This is a genomic window from Pantoea sp. S18, from assembly GCF_045689705.1.
In the GTDB taxonomy this organism is placed as follows: Bacteria; Pseudomonadota; Gammaproteobacteria; order Enterobacterales; family Enterobacteriaceae; genus Pantoea; species Pantoea symbiotica.
In genome coordinates this window covers 2,659,671-2,675,681 of sequence record NZ_CP142688.1, presented here as the reverse complement: position 1 = coordinate 2,675,681, position 16,011 = coordinate 2,659,671, and the positions used below count along the sequence as shown (strand labels likewise).

At 56.3% G+C, this 16,011-nt stretch carries 13 protein-coding genes, 1 tRNA gene and 1 pseudogene; 10 read left to right on the top strand and 5 right to left on the bottom strand.

Features of this window, described 5'->3' with window-relative positions:
* The first annotated feature begins 7 nt into the window (after window positions 1-7).
* Window positions 8-1,349, top strand: a pseudogene (locus tag VIJ98_RS12420) (LLM class flavin-dependent oxidoreductase).
* Window positions 1,350-1,404: 55 nt separating this feature from the next.
* Here VIJ98_RS12420 and VIJ98_RS12415 read toward each other — a convergent pair.
* Window positions 1,405-2,427: an LLM class flavin-dependent oxidoreductase gene (locus tag VIJ98_RS12415; RefSeq protein ID WP_008104762.1), complete on the bottom strand. Its 1,023-nt coding sequence runs from the start codon at window positions 2,425-2,427 to the stop codon at window positions 1,405-1,407.
* Between the two features lie 204 nt (window positions 2,428-2,631).
* Here VIJ98_RS12415 and VIJ98_RS12410 point away from each other — a divergent pair, with 204 nt between their 5' ends.
* Both VIJ98_RS12410 and VIJ98_RS12405 read left to right on the top strand, forming a co-directional pair.
* Window positions 2,632-3,699 (top strand): fatty acid desaturase, encoded by a 1,068-nt coding sequence (locus tag VIJ98_RS12410; RefSeq protein WP_323274245.1) that lies wholly within the window; start codon window positions 2,632-2,634, stop codon window positions 3,697-3,699.
* Complete coding sequence (locus VIJ98_RS12405) at window positions 3,596-4,381, top strand: phosphate/phosphite/phosphonate ABC transporter substrate-binding protein (protein WP_407330281.1); 786 nt, start codon at window positions 3,596-3,598, stop codon at window positions 4,379-4,381. Before VIJ98_RS12410 ends, VIJ98_RS12405 begins: the two co-directional genes overlap by 104 nt.
* 111 nt (window positions 4,382-4,492) lie before the next feature.
* Here VIJ98_RS12405 and VIJ98_RS12400 read toward each other — a convergent pair whose 3' ends face one another.
* The 3 genes from VIJ98_RS12400 to VIJ98_RS12390 form a co-directional block, all read right to left on the bottom strand.
* Entirely contained in the window at window positions 4,493-5,320 is an 828-nt protein-coding gene (locus VIJ98_RS12400; RefSeq protein ID WP_323274242.1) for a glycosyltransferase family 8 protein, read from the bottom strand.
* A gap of 18 nt (window positions 5,321-5,338) precedes the next feature.
* The gene (locus tag VIJ98_RS12395; RefSeq protein ID WP_323274240.1) at window positions 5,339-6,721 is read right to left on the bottom strand and encodes a D-arabinono-1,4-lactone oxidase; all 1,383 of its coding nucleotides are present in this window, start codon (window positions 6,719-6,721) and stop codon (window positions 5,339-5,341) included.
* Between the two features lie 74 nt (window positions 6,722-6,795).
* Window positions 6,796-7,437, bottom strand: a complete 642-nt coding sequence (locus VIJ98_RS12390) for a TetR family transcriptional regulator (RefSeq protein WP_258143553.1) — start codon at window positions 7,435-7,437, stop codon at window positions 6,796-6,798.
* Window positions 7,438-7,650: 213 nt separating this feature from the next.
* Here VIJ98_RS12390 and VIJ98_RS12385 point away from each other — a divergent pair, with 213 nt between their 5' ends.
* From VIJ98_RS12385 to VIJ98_RS12365, 5 genes are all read left to right on the top strand, one after another.
* Window positions 7,651-8,478: a MetQ/NlpA family ABC transporter substrate-binding protein gene (locus VIJ98_RS12385; RefSeq protein ID WP_179450225.1), complete on the top strand. Its 828-nt coding sequence runs from the start codon at window positions 7,651-7,653 to the stop codon at window positions 8,476-8,478.
* A 12-nt stretch (window positions 8,479-8,490) separates the two neighbouring features.
* Complete coding sequence (locus VIJ98_RS12380; RefSeq protein ID WP_323274238.1) at window positions 8,491-9,621, top strand: ATP-binding cassette domain-containing protein; 1,131 nt, start codon at window positions 8,491-8,493, stop codon at window positions 9,619-9,621.
* Window positions 9,602-10,258 (top strand): methionine ABC transporter permease, encoded by a 657-nt coding sequence (locus tag VIJ98_RS12375; protein WP_008104768.1) that lies wholly within the window; start codon window positions 9,602-9,604, stop codon window positions 10,256-10,258. Before VIJ98_RS12380 ends, VIJ98_RS12375 begins: the two co-directional genes overlap by 20 nt.
* A gap of 80 nt (window positions 10,259-10,338) precedes the next feature.
* Complete coding sequence (locus tag VIJ98_RS12370; RefSeq protein ID WP_323274236.1) at window positions 10,339-11,538, top strand: M20 family metallopeptidase; 1,200 nt, start codon at window positions 10,339-10,341, stop codon at window positions 11,536-11,538.
* A gap of 11 nt (window positions 11,539-11,549) precedes the next feature.
* Window positions 11,550-12,842 (top strand): NtaA/DmoA family FMN-dependent monooxygenase, encoded by a 1,293-nt coding sequence (locus VIJ98_RS12365; RefSeq protein ID WP_323274233.1) that lies wholly within the window; start codon window positions 11,550-11,552, stop codon window positions 12,840-12,842.
* A 142-nt stretch (window positions 12,843-12,984) separates the two neighbouring features.
* Here the strand turns inward: VIJ98_RS12365 and VIJ98_RS12360 are convergent.
* Window positions 12,985-13,060: transfer RNA gene (locus VIJ98_RS12360), tRNA-Asn, on the bottom strand.
* A 507-nt stretch (window positions 13,061-13,567) separates the two neighbouring features.
* On the opposite strand from VIJ98_RS12360, the gene VIJ98_RS12355 reads away from it, so the two are divergent.
* Both VIJ98_RS12355 and VIJ98_RS12350 read left to right on the top strand, forming a co-directional pair.
* Window positions 13,568-14,491, top strand: a complete 924-nt coding sequence (locus VIJ98_RS12355) for a sugar ABC transporter substrate-binding protein (RefSeq protein ID WP_061717661.1) — start codon at window positions 13,568-13,570, stop codon at window positions 14,489-14,491.
* 33 nt (window positions 14,492-14,524) lie between these two features.
* Window positions 14,525-16,009: a sugar ABC transporter ATP-binding protein gene (locus tag VIJ98_RS12350; protein ID WP_061717660.1), complete on the top strand. Its 1,485-nt coding sequence runs from the start codon at window positions 14,525-14,527 to the stop codon at window positions 16,007-16,009.
* The last annotated feature ends 2 nt before the right edge of the window (window positions 16,010-16,011 follow it).

Below are 16,011 nucleotides of genomic sequence, written 5' to 3'. Positions count from 1 at the left end.
GAGCAGAATGAGTCAGACACAACGCCAGCTGCGGCTGGGCGCGATTATTCAGGGCGTATCCGGCAACATGTCGGCATGGCGTCATCCCGATGCGGTGGCGGATGCCAGCATTAACATCGATTACGTGCTGGATCTGGCGCGCAAAGCCGAGCTGGCGAAGATCGATTTCCTGTTTGTCGCCGACGGTTTGTACATCACGCCGCAGTCGATTCCGCACTTCCTCAACCGTTTTGAGCCGATCACCTTGCTGTCGGCGCTGTCGCTGGTGACCAAAAAAATCGGCCTGGTCGCCACGCTTTCAACCTCCTACAGCGAGCCGTTTACCGTGGCGCGCCAGTTCGCCAGTCTCGATCATCTGAGCGGCGGTCGTGTTGGCTGGAACGTGGTGACCTCGCCGCTGGAAGGTTCGGCGAAAAACTTCTCGCGCAGCACGCATCCGGAACATGACGAGCGTTATCGCGTTGCCAGCGAATATTTGCAGGTGGTGAAAGGGCTGTGGGATTCGTGGGAAGGCGATGCCTTTGTGCGCGACAAACAGAGCGGGGGAATTCTTCGCCGCCGACAAGCTGCATACGCTGAATCATCAAGGGCACTACTTCTCGGTGCAGGGACCGCTCAACGTCGGCCGCTCGCCGCAGGGGCGTCCGATTGTGTTCCAGGCAGGCGCTTCTGAAGCGGGTAAAGCCTTCGCCGCCGAAGCCGCCGATGCCATCTACACGCGCCAGGAAACGCTGGAGCAGGCGCGCGAGTTCCGCGAAGATGTGCGCCGCAGGCTGGTGGCGCGCGGGCGAGATGCCGATGATATTCGTGTGTTCCAGGGCATCAGCGTGATTATTGGCGAAACCGAGGAAGACGCCGAGCGTCGCTATCAGCAAACCGCCGAGCTGGTGACCATCGATAAAGCGCTGGAATATCTTGGCCGCTACTTCGAGCATCACGATTTCAGTCAGTACGCGCTGGATGCCCCTTTCCCGGACATTGGCGAGCTGGGCAGCAACAGCTTCCGCAGCACCACCGACAAGATTAAGCAGAACGCCCGTGAACGTGGCTTAACGCTGCGTCAGGCGGCGCTGGAAGAAGCCACACCGCGCCCGAGTTTCCTCGGTACGGCGGAGCAGGTAGCGGAAGGGCTGGCGAACTGGTTCTTGCAGGGCGCAACCGACGGCTTTATCGTGCGCGGCGGCACGCCCACCGCGTTTGATGATTTCGTTGCACAGGTGATTCCGCTGTTGCAGGCGCGCGGTATTTATCGCAAAGAGTATGCAGGCGAGACGCTGCGCGAGAATCTGGGATTGGCCGAGCCGGAAAACCAGTTCGCCGTGCAGCGGAGTCGTCAGCAGGTAGCGTAATGTTGGCAAGGTCGCCATAAATGGCGACCTTACGGCAAACGGTGCGATCTAACACTTAACGCCAACCCAACTCCGGTGCAACGTGGGTCAAAATGCTCTCAATCACGTGCGCACAGTAATCCACGCCTAACTGGTTCGGGATGGTCAGCAACAGCGTATCCGCTTCGGCAATCCCTTCGTCCTGCGCCAGCTGTTTGATCAACTGATCTGGCTCGGCGGCGTAGCTGCGACCAAAGATAGCGCGGGTTTTCTCATCGAGGAAACCTACCGAATCCTGATCCTGTCCACTGCGACCAAAGTAGGCGCGGTCGGTGTCGTTGGTCAGCGCAAAGATGCTGCGGCTCACCGAAACACGCGGCGTACGCTGATGGCCCGCCGCTTCCCATGCCTGACGATAGGCTCGAATCTGCTTTGCCTGCTGCACGTGGAACGGTTCGCCGGTTTCATCATCTTTCAGAGTTGAGCTTTGCAGGTTCATGCCCTGCTGCGCTGCCCAGATGGATGTTGCGTTGGAACCAGAACCCCACCAGATACGCTCACGCAAACCGGCCGAGAACGGCTCAAGACGCAGCAAACCCGGCGGATTCGGGAACATCGGCTGCGGATTCGGTTTCGCGAAACCTTCACCGCGCAACACTTCCAGCAGTTCCTCGGTATGACGACGGCCCATATCGGCATCGCTTTCCCCGTTCTGCGGATCAAAACCAAAGTAGCGATAGCCTTCAATCACCTGCTCCGGCGAGCCACGGCTCAGGCCGAGCTGCAGACGACCGTTAGAAATCAGATCCGCCGCACCGGCATCTTCCGCCATATACAGCGGGTTTTCGTAACGCATATCGATTACGCCGGTACCAATTTCGATCTTTTTGGTACGCGCACCGACCGCCGCCAGCAGCGGGAACGGCGAACTCAACTGACGCGCAAAGTGGTGCACGCGGAAGTAAGCGCCATCGGCACCCAACTCTTCAGCCGCGACCGCTAAATCAATCGATTGCAGCAGGACGTCCTGCGCCGAACGGGTGGCGGATTGTGATGATGGGGTCCAGTGACCAAAGGATAAGAAGCCAATCTTTTTCATGCTGAAATTCTCCTCGTGAGCCGCGCAGGCCCGAACGTTTTCAATGCAGCAAGGTTACGCCACAGACGAGGTGACTGATAGCCAATAGATTTCGCGCGCTTCATCAACTTTTTTGCATAAGTAAGAAAAAGAGATTCTTTGTGTTCATCACGGTGATCAATCATCTTCAGAGGCCTAATTACTGTTCACAGGTTCGGCTTCTCCATGAGTAAAGGGACATCCGCCTATCTCAGCGCGCAACAGCGCGAGGTGGTACATCAACTGGCGCGCAGCTGGCTGTGGCGCAGCGAATTGCCAACGTGGCTATTGATGGTGACGGTGTACGGCGGCTGGTTCGCCAGCGTTGCCTACTGGCAAACACTGGGATTAACCTTGAGCACGCTGCTGCTGATCCTGTTTACCACCTGGTATATGTCGCTGCAGCACGAGTTGATTCACGGTCACCCGACACGTTTTCCCCGGCTCAACCAGCTGTTCGGCACGCTGCCGCTGGCGGTGTGGTATCCGTATGGTTTATATCGCGATTCGCATCTGGCGCATCATCGCAATCACACGCTGACCGATCCCGATGAAGATCCGGAAACCTACTACCTTTCACCGGCGCGCTGGGCGCAACTCAAGCCGTGGCAGCAGCAGGTGATTCATCTGCGTAATACTTTTCCCGGCCGCTTACTGATCGGCCCGCTGCTGGATATGGGCGCGACCGTCAAAACCTTGCTGAATGCCTTTATCCAGCGCGATACACCGGCGATGGCGATGTGGACTATTCATCTCAGCTTGCTGAGCGGGCTGTTTTACTGGATGACGCTGCACGGCTTCTCGCCGCTGTGGTTCGTGCTGACGGTGAGTTATCCGGCGCTGATGCTGACCAAAGTGCGATCCTTCTACGAGCATCGCGCCGAAGAAGAACCCCTGGCACGCTCGGTCAATAACGAAGCCGCGCTGCCGTGGCGCTTGCTGTTCCTCAATCTCAACTATCATTCTGTACATCACGATCTGCCCGGTTTGCCGTGGTATGGATTACGCAAAGTCTATTTGCTGTATCGCGATGGCTATCATCAGCGTAATCACGGTTTTCGCGTCGCCGGTTATGGCGAGTGGATAACCCGCTTCTGGCGCAAATCGGTCGAGGTTAATGCCCATCCGGGTACGCAAAAGGATGCACAGGATGCCCACGCTTTCGTTACCGATGTACGACATCAATCATCAGGCGACTATCGGCCTGACTTCAGCGCTAACGACGCTGCTGCAACAACGCGACGTGCCAGCTGAAGTTAGCTGGCCGCAGGATTTACTGCCGCACTGGCGCGATGACCAATTGCTGCTGAGCCAAACCTGCGGTTATCCGCTGGTGGAACTGCTGCCCGATGTGCAGCTGGTCGGCACCTTCCACTCCAGCGCACAGGGCTGCGATGGCATGCGCTATCGCAGCTGGCTGGTGGCGCGCAGTGAAGATGAGAACCTGACGCTCAGCGATTTTCGCGGTCGGCGCGCGGTGTGCAACAGCAACGATTCGCACTCCGGCTTCAACTCGCTGCGCTACGTAGTTGCCCCGCTGGCGCAGAACAGGAAATTCTTCAGCGAAACCCGTTTCAGCGGTAGCCATCGTCAGTCTCTGGCGGCGTTGCGGGCGGGTGATGCGGATATCGCGGCGATTGATTGCATCACCTGGGCGCTGCTGCGCCGCAATTATCCAGAGGAACTGGCGGGGCTGGAGATCATCGGCGAAACGCCGCTGTGCGCCGCGCTGCCGCTGATTACGTCGGCCAAAACCGATGCGGAAACCTTTGAGAAACTGCGCAGTACGTTGAGCGAGCTGACCCGCGATAAGCGTTATCAGGATCTGCTGGCGGAGAGTTTGATTAGCGGGTTCAGCGTGAGCGATCGGGCGTTTTATGACGAAGTGCGGGAGTGGAAAGATCGCGCCGCCGCGCTGGGCGTGACGGCGTTGTAAACACCTTTATCCATTGGAACGGTCACCATAAATGGCGACCCTACGGAAAATGTGCGGGATTTTGTAGGGTCGCCATTTATGGCGACCTGATACGCATTTTACAAAGCAGATTCAATCTGCCGCCAACTCCCACCACAGCTTATCCAGCGCGTAATAACGGTCGCGTTCCGACTCGGGCTGATTCAAATCGCGTTTCCACGGTTTCGCCAGAATGAAGTGCAGGTTCTTCACCTCATCTTCGCGCCACATCTTACTGTGCTGGAACGGCAAGGTTTTCAGCGCGTTGTATTTATACGAAAGAGGCAGCCAGCGATCCTCAAACACTTCATTAAGTAAATCCTGCTCGGAGAACGGATAGCGACGCAAATCGGTAATGCCCGCCACTTTCTCCTGCAGCCACTCGAACACCGCCAGATCCGGCTTCAACACCAGGAAACCGCCGTTCAGATAGCGATCAAGCGTGGACGGTGCCGGTTCGCCGCGATCCTGCCAGGTATAATGGCAATTTTCTGGCTGCCAGCTGGCCGGATAGCTGGCGATCTTGTTGGGATTGCAGCAACAGGCGTGACACGCTGCCAGCGCATGCTTGCCCAGATCGAGCGTAAACAGCTCATCCATATTACGCAGCACCAGCATATCGGCATCGAGAAACACCACGCGCTCGCAGTCAACCAGCTCCCACGCGCGCAGTTTGCTCCACACTTCACCGAACTGCGCCGAAGCGTAATGCTGCTCCAGTTCGGCATTCGGCATTAGCGGATCCACCGGATGGATTACGCAGCCGAGCGCCTGCAAGGCTTCACGCGTCTCCAGATCGATGGCATCTGTGACCATCACAATCAGCGGCCAGCGGGTTTCACTGCGCTTCAGCGAGCGGTGCAGCGCCTTCACGCCAATAAAATAGTCCGGCTGCGTTAGCAGCGTTACCCATGCAAACATGGTTTCTCCCCCTCAAACTTAATCAAACAAAGCAGTGACATAGTCATTGCTAAAACGGCGTTGTGAATCGAGCTGGTTGCGCACCGCGCGGAAAGCGTCCCACTGCGGATAGATATCGCGCCACTGGTAGCGCTGCGGATCGTAATATTTGCCCCAGTGCGGACGTCCGCCTTCGGCCGCCAGCAGCTTCTCGACTTCGGTGAGAAAATGCAGGCCATCCTGCGATAGCGAACCGTCATCGGCGTAATAGACCACGAAGCCGAAGAAGCAAGTGGCGTGCTGATACGCCGGACTGAGCCAGGCTTCAGACGCGCCGGTGCAACGCAGAATAATCGGATAGTGCATATGCGGATGATTCTCGGCATACCACGCTTTGATCTTGCTGATAATCTGCGGCGTTTTCTCCAGCGGCACGCCGATCTCAACGTTGATCTGCGGCACGGCAATACCGCGACAAAACAGCTGATAGATATCGCCGCTGATGTCGGTGAAATCGCGGAAGCGCGTCACGGTGCGGAACTGCTTGCCGCCTTTGCCGTGAATCTGCGTATCACGATGCATCTGCGCCAGCGTCTGATCGATGGTGTCATTCAGGCTGCTGTCGGTGTCATCGCCATGCTCAATCACTTCACGCTGATTGGCGTGCCAGGCTTCAGCCTCTTCATCGCTGGCTTCATGCGCGTTCCACACGTGCATCAGGTTGTCATCGACAAACCACCAGGCTTTGCTCATCTCATACTGCTGATTCCACTCGACGAGATCCTTTTCCAGCGTATCGGCGGAGACGGCAAACTTGTGGCAGGTAAACAGGCGGAAAGGGCGGGTGCGCAGCGTCACGGCGGTAACAATGCCTAAAGTGCCGAGCGAAACCTGCGCGGCGGCGAAATCGGGCTCACCGCGCACAAATTCACGCACGCTGCCGTCGGCCAACACCATGCGGATGCGCAACGCTTCATCGGCGATTGAGCTTTGTGCTAAACCCTGGCCGTGCGTGCCAGTGGCCATCGCGCCCGCCAGCGTTTGCACTGCAATCACGCCCGGCGACGAGGCCAGCATGCGATCCATTTCGGTTAAGGTGCTGTAAACCTGTTCCAGCGGCGTACCGGCGGCAAAAGTGACGCTATCGGCGTCTTGCGCAATCACGCCATTGAACGCGCTGAGGTCCAGCAATAAATCCTGCTCATTCACGCCCAGCATGCGGCCCGGCGACAAGCGGCTGCCCAGCACGCGCACTTTGCCGCTGGCGCTGAGCAGCAATTGTTGTAACTCCGCTTCCGTTTGCGGCTGTTGTAACTGACTACGCTGACCAACCACCGTGTTTTGCGCCCAGTTCCACAGTGCGCTGTCCTGGTCAGTATTGTGCGTATGGCGTAAGGGATAAAGGTGGGGGTCTTTGTTCACTACGGCGTTCCTTAAATTGAGGTCTGTGACGGTCCCAGGATTTAAAGCGTAGACCATCAGCGCACAGCCGCAGCCTACGGGACTTTGCGCACATATCGCAGCGTGGCGGTGACGGCTAGTTGGCGGTTACGGCGGATGCTGTCTTCTTCGCTATCGTTTGGCGTGAACAGCGTGTGAAAGGTGTAACGATTGGAGACGTGGTGCACACAAATGCTGCTGAGCAAGCGGTGCACATCGACGGTATCCAGCCCATCAATAAACAGCCCTTGCTGCTGGCCGCGCGTCAGAATGTCATCCAGCAGATCGAGCGCACTCTTGTTGAGTGCCTTGATGCGTTCGGATTGCATGATGTAGCGCCCGCGCAGCAGGTTTTCAGTACACACCAGCCGCATAAAATCCGGGTGGGAAACGTGGTAATCGAAGCTGGCCTCGACCAGTTTGGTCATTGCCAGTTCCGGCTCCATCTCGGCGAGATTAAGCCCAGTTTCGTGCTCGCGAATCGCCTGATACACCTGTTCCAGCACCTCAATATACAGCTGCTCTTTATTGCTGAAGTGGTACACCACCATGCGTTTGGTGGTTTGCGCGTGTTCAGCAATCTGCTCCAGCCGCGCGCCCTGCATGCCGAACTCGGCGAACATTTTCAGCGCACCTGCAAGAATGCGTTTCTTCAGCCCTTCCGGGTCATTTTTTCGTTTAGTTGTGGTGTCCGACATAGCGCTCAGTAACAAGTCCATCAAAAGGGGGAAGGATAACACAGCCATTTTCTCGCTTGTGGCGATGCGAGCGGCGCGCGGCTTTATGCTTTTCAGGAATAGCTTTCCTGAATAAATCATAATGCGGGAATAAGCAACTGCGTATACTGCGGTCATCTGTCGTCACGACAGCTTATTTTGACTCGCGCAATTATAACGATCGGGAAACACTTTATGCACACACGTTTTGTCTCAGTAAAAAATAAATTCTTGTTAAGTGCTGGTGCTTTGCTGCTGGCTAGCGCGGCGCTGTCGCCGTTGTCCATCGCGCATGCAGCGGATAAAACCTCGGTAAAAGTCGGCATCATCAGCGGCGAAGATGAAGATGTCTGGCGTGAAGTGATCAAACAGGCGGCGGCAAAAGGCTTAACGGTGAAAACCGTGATATTCAATGATTACAACCAGCCGAATGAAGCGCTGCAAAACGGCGAAGTGGATGCCAATGCCTTCCAGCATCAGCCGTTCCTCAATAACCAAATCAAGGTGAATCACTACGACATCGTGCGCGTTGGTGATACCGCCGTGTGGCCGATTGGTCTCTACTCGAAGAAAGTGAAAAGCGCCAAAGAACTGAAAGAGGGCGCGGTGATTGGCGTACCTAACGATCCTTCTAACGAAGCGCGCGGTCTGGTGCTGCTCGAGCAACAAGGTCTGATCAAACTGAAGCCGGGCGTCGGCATTGCGGCCACTACCGCCGATATCACTTCGAACCCGCATCATCTAAAAATTAAAGAGCTGGATTCCGGCATCATCGGCCGTTCCGTTCCTGATCTGGATGCCGCCGTCGTCAACACCGATTGGGCGCTGAAAAGTGGCCTAACCACAGAAGATCGCATTGCGCAGGAGCCGGTAAAAGATAACCCGTACAACAACTTTATTGCGGTGAAGAAAGAGAATGTCAGCGCGCCGTGGGTGAAAACGCTGGTGGCTTCTTATCAGAACGATGCCGTGAAGACCGTGTTTGACAAAGTCTACAAAGGCACGGGCGAAACGGCCTGGTAAGGAACGAAAAAGATGACGCTATTCTCAGCAGCCGAAACGCCCTTTACCGCCGTGAAACGCGGCGTGGCGGAAAGCACTCATGACGAGGCGCAGGTGAAGTTTCGTGACAGCGGCAGCGTGGTGCGCCTGCAAGGCGTGTCACGTCGCTTTGGACAAACTCAGGCGCTGCGCGATATCTCGTTGACGGTGCAGAAAGGCGAAATCCTTGGCCTGATTGGACGCAGTGGCGCGGGGAAATCCACGCTGATCCGCTGTCTCAACGGGCTGGAACAACCTGATGAAGGCGTCATTGAAATCGAAGGCCGCAACATTACCGGCCTGACGGAAAAACAGCTGCAAACGGTGCGCAGTCGCGTTGGCATGGTGTTTCAGCACTTCAATCTGTTATCGGCCAAAACGGTGGCGCAGAACGTGGCGCTGCCGCTGAAAATTGCTGGCATGGATAAAGCGCAGCGCCAGCAGCGCGTGGCGGAACTGCTCGAGCTGGTGGGGCTGGCGGACAAAGCACAAAGCTATCCGGCGGCGTTATCCGGCGGCCAAAAACAGCGCGTCGGCATTGCTCGCGCGCTGGCGGCCAGCCCGGCGCTGCTGCTGTGCGATGAAGCCACCTCCGCGCTTGATCCGGAAACCACGCGCTCGATTCTGGCGCTGCTCAAATCCCTGAATCAAAAACTCGGTATCACCATTCTGCTGATCACCCATGAGATGGAAGTGATCAAATCTGTCGCGCATCGCGTGGCGGTGATTGATGCCGGTGAAATCATTGAACAAGGTCCGGTGTGGCAGGTGTTTGCGCATCCCAGGTCGCAATTGACGCGCACGCTGCTGCGCGGTTTGCTGCCGCAGCTGCCGGAAAATATTGCCGCGCGTCTCAGCGATGAGAAGCAGGGCGATGCCATCTACAGCGTGCACTTTGCCGGTGACGATGCGCAGGGCGATCTGCTCACCCGCTTTGCCGGCGCGCTGCCGGGCAAGTTTCGCCTGCTGCAGGGCGGCATCGATCACATCCAGCACTACGCGGTGGTGCGTTTCTTTATTGCGCTCCCGGCGGCGAACGCGGCCGACGAGCAACAGATTCTCAGCTGGCTGCACGCGCAGCAGGCTCAAGTGGAGTTGGTGGGTTATGTCGCCAGTGATGATTGATCTTTTACTTAATGCGTTAGGCGAAACGGTATTAATGACGGTGATTTCCGGTCTGTTTTCGCTGGTGGCGGGCTTGCCGCTCGGCCTGATTTTGGTGATGACCAGCCCCGGCGGCATCGCCGAACATCGCGGCGTTAATCGCGTGCTGGGCTTGATCATCAACAGCTTCCGCTCGCTGCCGTTCATTATTCTGCTGGTGGCGCTGATCCCCTTTACCCGTTTTCTGGTCGGCACCTCGCTCGGCACCTGGGCAGCGATTGTGCCGCTGTCGATTACCGCCACGCCGTACTTTGCCCGCGTGGCGGAAGTGTCGCTGCGCGATGTCGATCGCGGATTGATTGATGCGGTGCGCGCCATGGGGGCCAGCAAGCTGCGTATCGTCTGGGACGTGCTGATCCCCGAAGCGCTGCCCGGCATCCTGTCTGGTTTTGTCGTCACGCTCGTCGCGCTGATTGGCGCTTCGGCGATGGCCGGCGCAATTGGCGCAGGTGGCCTCGGCGATCTGGCGATCCGTTACGGCTATCAGCGTTTTGAAACCTCGGTGATGATCGCGGTGATCGCGGTGCTGATTGTGCTGGTGTGCGGCATTCAGTGGGTTGGCGATCGGTTGGTGCAGCACATCGATAAACGTCATTGATTTGCCGTGGCCATGTGAACGGTGGTGGCCTTTGTAGGGTCGCCATTTATGGCGACCTAAACGCAACAAGGAAAATACTCATGTCGCTGAACGCCCTTCAGCTCACGCTGGAAAACAACCTCGAACAACACAGCGCCACTTACCTCAAGGTATCGCAGGCGATATTTCAAAACCCCGAAACCGGCAACAACGAATATTTCGCCAGCGAGCAGCTCACCCAGCTACTCACGGCGCAGGGTTTTGCCGTCACGCGCAACGTCGCCGGGCATGAAACGGCGTTCTACGCGGTCAAGTCCAGCGACAAACCGGGCCCAACCATCGCTTTTCTCGCAGAATATGATGCGCTGATCGGCATCGGCCACGCCTGCGGTCACAACCTGATCGGCACCACCAGCGTGGCGGCAGCCATCACGCTGGCGCAGGTGCTGGATCAAACCGGTGGACGCGTGGTGGTGCTAGGCACGCCTGCGGAAGAGGGCGGATTAGCCGGACCGGGCGGCCCGAAAGGCAATGTGAAAAAGCGCTTTGTCGAAGCCGGATTACTCAAGGATGTCGACGTGGCGCTGATGGTGCATCCAGCGGGCAAAACCCGACTGACTGAATCGACGCTGGCCAATAATCATCTCTATTTCCACTTCTATGGCAAGCCGTCGCACGCCGCCAGCGCGCCACATGAAGGCATCAACGCGCTGGATGCGCTGGTGCTGCTCTACAACGGCATCAGCGTGCTGCGTCAGCAACTGCCGGATGGCGTGCGCGTGCACGGCATTATCACCAACGGCGGCCAGGCCCCGAATGTCATCCCGGAATACGCCTCGGCGCATTACTACATCCGCGCTGACAGCCGCGAAGTGGTGGAATCTCTTGAGCCGCGTCTGCGTGCCATCGCTGAAGGCGTGGCGCTGGCGACCGGCGCACGCGTTGAGATTGATCATCAAATTGGCCCACGCGATTTCAAACTGAACTCAGCGCTGGATGCTTTGCTGCTGGAGGAGTTCACGGCGGCAGGCGAAACCGTCGATCTGTCACCGCAGAAGAACAAAGTTTCCACCGATGCCGGCGACATCAGCCATGCGGTGCCGACGGCGCATCCGTGGCTGAAAATCGGCCCCGACGATCTGATTTTCCATACCGTGCCATTCCGTGAAGCGGCCAACTCTGAGCGCGGTTATCAGGCGCTGCTGATTGGCGCGCGCGTGCTGGCGCGCACCGGCTTACGTCTGCTGACCGATGCGGACGCCTTAAACCATGTCAAAGCGGATTTCGCGCGACAACTATAAAGGAGAGTGATGTGTCGCAAACGTATCGCAGAAAACTCAAAACGCTGGTCGGCGCCAGCAGCGTGATTTCCGCCGCCAATGATAGCCAGCCGGGCGTAGGCATCACGCGCGCCATTGAACTGGCGAAAATTGCCGAGCGCGAAAAGATTACCGGGCTGTTCACCGCCGATTTGCTGCAGGCCGATCCGGCCGGATTAGCCGGTACCACCGGCACGCAAGATCCGCTGATTGCGCTGGCGGCATTGAGCCAGGTGACCTCGCATATCGGCTTGATCGCCACCGTCAGCACCAGCTGGCTGCATCCCTACAATCTGGCGCGTCAGGTTGGCACGCTCGATCACATCAGCGGCGGTCGCGCGGGCTGGAATGCGGTGACCTCATCGGTTGGCGAAGAGAACTTCGGTGAAAGCCAGCTGCCGCCGCCGCAGGAGCGCTACGCGCGCGCCACCGAATTTATCGAAGTGATGAACGCGCTTTATGACGCCAACGAACGCGCAGCAGTGCAGCGTACGGCCAGCGGCGGCATTAAACTCGACCACACTAAACTGCATCCGATTAACTATCGCGGTGACTATTTCCGGGTGGCGGGGCCGCTTAACGTACCGCCGCCGCCACAGCGCCGTCCGGTGCAGTTTCAGGCGGGACAATCTGAGGCGGGCGTTACGCTCGGCGCACGTTATGCCGAAGTGATTTACACCTCGCAGCCCACATTTGAGGCGGCACAAACCTTCGTGGCTGATGTGCAGCAGCGGGCGCGACATTTTGGCCGCGAACACAATCCGCCGCTGATCATGAACTCGTTCCACGCCATCATTGGCGACAGCGACGCCGATGTGGCGCGCCGTCTACGCGATAAGCATGAACGCATTAACTACGAGCAGGGCAGATTGCGCGTGGCCGATATGCTGGGCGGCGAGGTGGATTTGCGCGATTTGCCGCTGGATCAACCGCTTCCCGCCGCGTTTATTCCCGAGCTGGTGCAGGTGCATCGTCGTCAGGGGCGCGCCGCCATTTTCCGTGGCTATGCGCTGGAGGGATTAACCTTGCGTGAGCTGATCATCAAAGCCGAAGAGACCGGCCACTGGTTTGTCGCCGGTACGCCAGAAACCCTGGCCGATGCGATTGAGCAGCGCTATCGCGCTGGCGTGCTGGATGTGATTTCACTGCATGGACTCGGCCAGCCCGATCAACAGGATTTGCTGCTCAACGGCTTGTTGCCAGAACTGCGTCGCCGCCAGCTGATCGATAGCGATTATGTCGGCAACGATTTCCGCAGCAGCCTGGAGCTGGCTGCGTTGGCGTAGTTGCAGGTGGTAACCAGGTCGCCATAAATGGCAACCCTACGAAATGCACCGGAACAATGTAGGGGCGCCATTTATGGCGACCTTGCAAAACCCTAAATACACAAAAGCCCGCTCAGGTTTCCCTGAGCGGGCTTTCTAAATTTGGCTCCTCTGACTGGACTCGAACCAGTGACATACGGATTAACAGTCCGCCGTTCTACCGACTGAACTACAGAGGAATCGTGTGAACGAGGCGCATATTAGCGATGCCGATCCCCGTTGTCAAAGCTCTACTGCACACTTCTGGTTTAAGTGCGCGTAAAAGCAGCGGAATGCTGCTTTTCTGCCTTGAATGATCAGATTCTAAACTGCCAGCAAGATCTCACTTTAAAACCAATTCCTTTGAGATGTTAGAGGCATGTCAAAGTTTTGTTATTTGCCGATTTTAAAACAATCATTTCAGTGCTTTTATGATGAAAGTTTCAAATGCAAGTTAGATGAAATAAATGAACTGCTAATCATCACCGGCGAAACGAGTTCCTTCATTTAAAACGGCATTTTGAAAATAACTGATTGATAAGGAATGACTTACAAGAAACAGATGCTGTAAACCGATAGCGTTAGACCAGAAGCCTTACCTCTACAACCACAAAAAAAGCGCCAGTGACGTTGAGTGAATGTAAAAGATATTTTTCATTCGCAGTATCAGCCAACCTGAGCATGTTAACGATAAAGAAGGGTTCCCTATGAAATTCAAAAAAGCGTTATTAACTTCCCTGTTAGTTTGCATGTTACCTGCCGCAGTGATGGCAAAAGACCTTCAGGTAGGCGTTTCTATGGCGCTGTTTGATGACAACTTCCTCACCATTCTGCGCACCGCGATGCAGAAAGAGATGACCAAAGATGGCGTTAAAGGCCAGGTCGAAGATGCCAAAGGTGACGTTTCACAGCAGTTGCAGCAGGTACAGAACTTCATTGGTCAGGGCGTTGACGCCATCATCGTTAACCCGGTGGATACCAACGCAGTGAAACCGCTGGTAGATGCCGCCGCGAAAGCCGGCGTGCCGCTGGTGTTCGTCAACCGTAAACCGGCTGGCGAGTTGAAAGACAAAATGGCTTACGTCGGTTCGGATTCCGAACTGGCTGGCCGTCTGCAGATGGAAGCACTGGCGAAAGCGCTGAACGGCAAAGGTAACGTGGCGATTCTGATGGGCGACCTGGCTAACGAATCGACGCGTGACCGCACCAAAGGTGTGGAAGCGGTGGTAGCGAAATATCCGGGCATCAAAGTGGTACAGAAACAGACCGCTAAATTCATGCGTAACGATGCGGTTGACGTAGTGAGTAACTGGCTGACCGCCGGTGATGATATCCAGGCGATTGCCTCCAACAACGATGAAATGGCGATTGGTGCGCTGCAGGCGCTGGGTAAAAACCCGAACCACATCCTGATTGCCGGTGTTGATGGAACGCCAGATGCGTTGCAGATGCTGAAGAACGGCAAAATGGTTGCCACCGTATTCCAGGACGCGAAAGGTCAGGGCGAAGGTGCGGTGCAGGCGGCAGTGAAACTGGCAAACGGCGAGAAAGTGGAAAAGGTCATCAACATTCCTTATCAGCTGATCACCAAAGACAACATGGCGCAGTTCGAATCACGTAATCAGAAATAAACCGTAACCGACTCAGCCGTACGGAGGTGATGTATGACCGCTTTTGCGCTTGAAGCCGAAGGCATCAGCAAGTTCTTCCCCGGAGTGAAGGCACTCGACAATGTCTCACTGCGAATCAAACCGGGGTCGGTACATGCCCTGATGGGTGAAAATGGCGCGGGCAAATCCACTTTAATGAAATGCCTTATCGGGATGTATCGTCCCGATAAGGGCACCATTCGCATTAAAGGGGAGCCAGTGCAGTTTCAGGACACCATGGATGCGCTGCGTTCCGGCATCTCCATGATTCACCAGGAACTCAATCTGGTGCCTCACATGACCGTGGCCGAGAACATCTGGCTCGGTCGCGAACCGATGAAGTACGGCTTTGTTGACCACGGCAAGCTGAACAAACAGACGCAGGAACTGCTGAACAGACTAAACATCCGTCTGAAAGCCGATCGCATGGTGGGCGAGTTGAGTATCGCCTCGCAGCAGATGGTGGAAATCGCCAAAGCGGTCTCCTGGAATTCGGACATCGTGATTATGGATGAACCGACCTCGGCACTGACGGAAACCGAAGTGGCGCATCTGTTCACCATCATCCGCGACCTGCGCGAGCAGGGCAAAGCCATCATCTATATAAGCCATAAGATGGATGAGATTTTTGCGATAACCGATGAGATCAGCATTTTCCGTGACGGTGCGTGGGTAGGCAGCAACAACACCAGTGAATACACCCGCCAGTCACTGATTACGCAGATGGTAGGCCGTGAATTGACCCAGCTGTTCCCAAAATTCAACGGTGAAATAGGTGAAGATGTGCTGACGGTGCGCAATCTCACCTGCAAAGATCGCTTCACCGACATCAACTTTTCGGTGCGCAAAGGCGAAATCCTTGGCGTGGCGGGATTGGTGGGTGCCGGACGCAGCGAAGTGATGGAAAGCCTGTTCGGCATGGAGAGTTTCGACAGCGGTGAAATCCTGATTGATGGCGTGCCGGTCAAGATCGATTCGCCTTCGACGGCGATTGAGAAGGGCATGGCGTTTCTGACCGAAGACCGTAAAAAGTCGGGGCTGTTCCTGGTGTTGTCGGTGATGGAGAACATGAGCATCGTCAACATGCCCGATTACACCCATAAAAGCGGTTTTGTCAGCCACATCAAAATGGCGCAGGACTGTATGGATCAGATTCGCAAGCTGAACATCAAAACCCCAACCATGGATCAGATCATCAATAACCTCAGCGGCGGTAACCAGCAGAAGGTGCTGATTGCCCGCTGGCTGCTGGCGCAACCGAAGATCCTGATTCTCGACGAACCAACGCGCGGTATCGACGTTGGTGCAAAAGCAGAGATTTATCGCTTAATCAGTGAACTGGCGAATCGCGGCGTGGCCATCATCATGGTGTCGTCCGAGCTGCCAGAAATTCTCGGCATGAGCGACCGCGTGATGGTTATGCACGGCGGACGTATAACCGGCATCCTCGATAAAGAAGAGGCCAATCAGGAATCCATTTTGTCGTTGGCATCCGAGTGAGG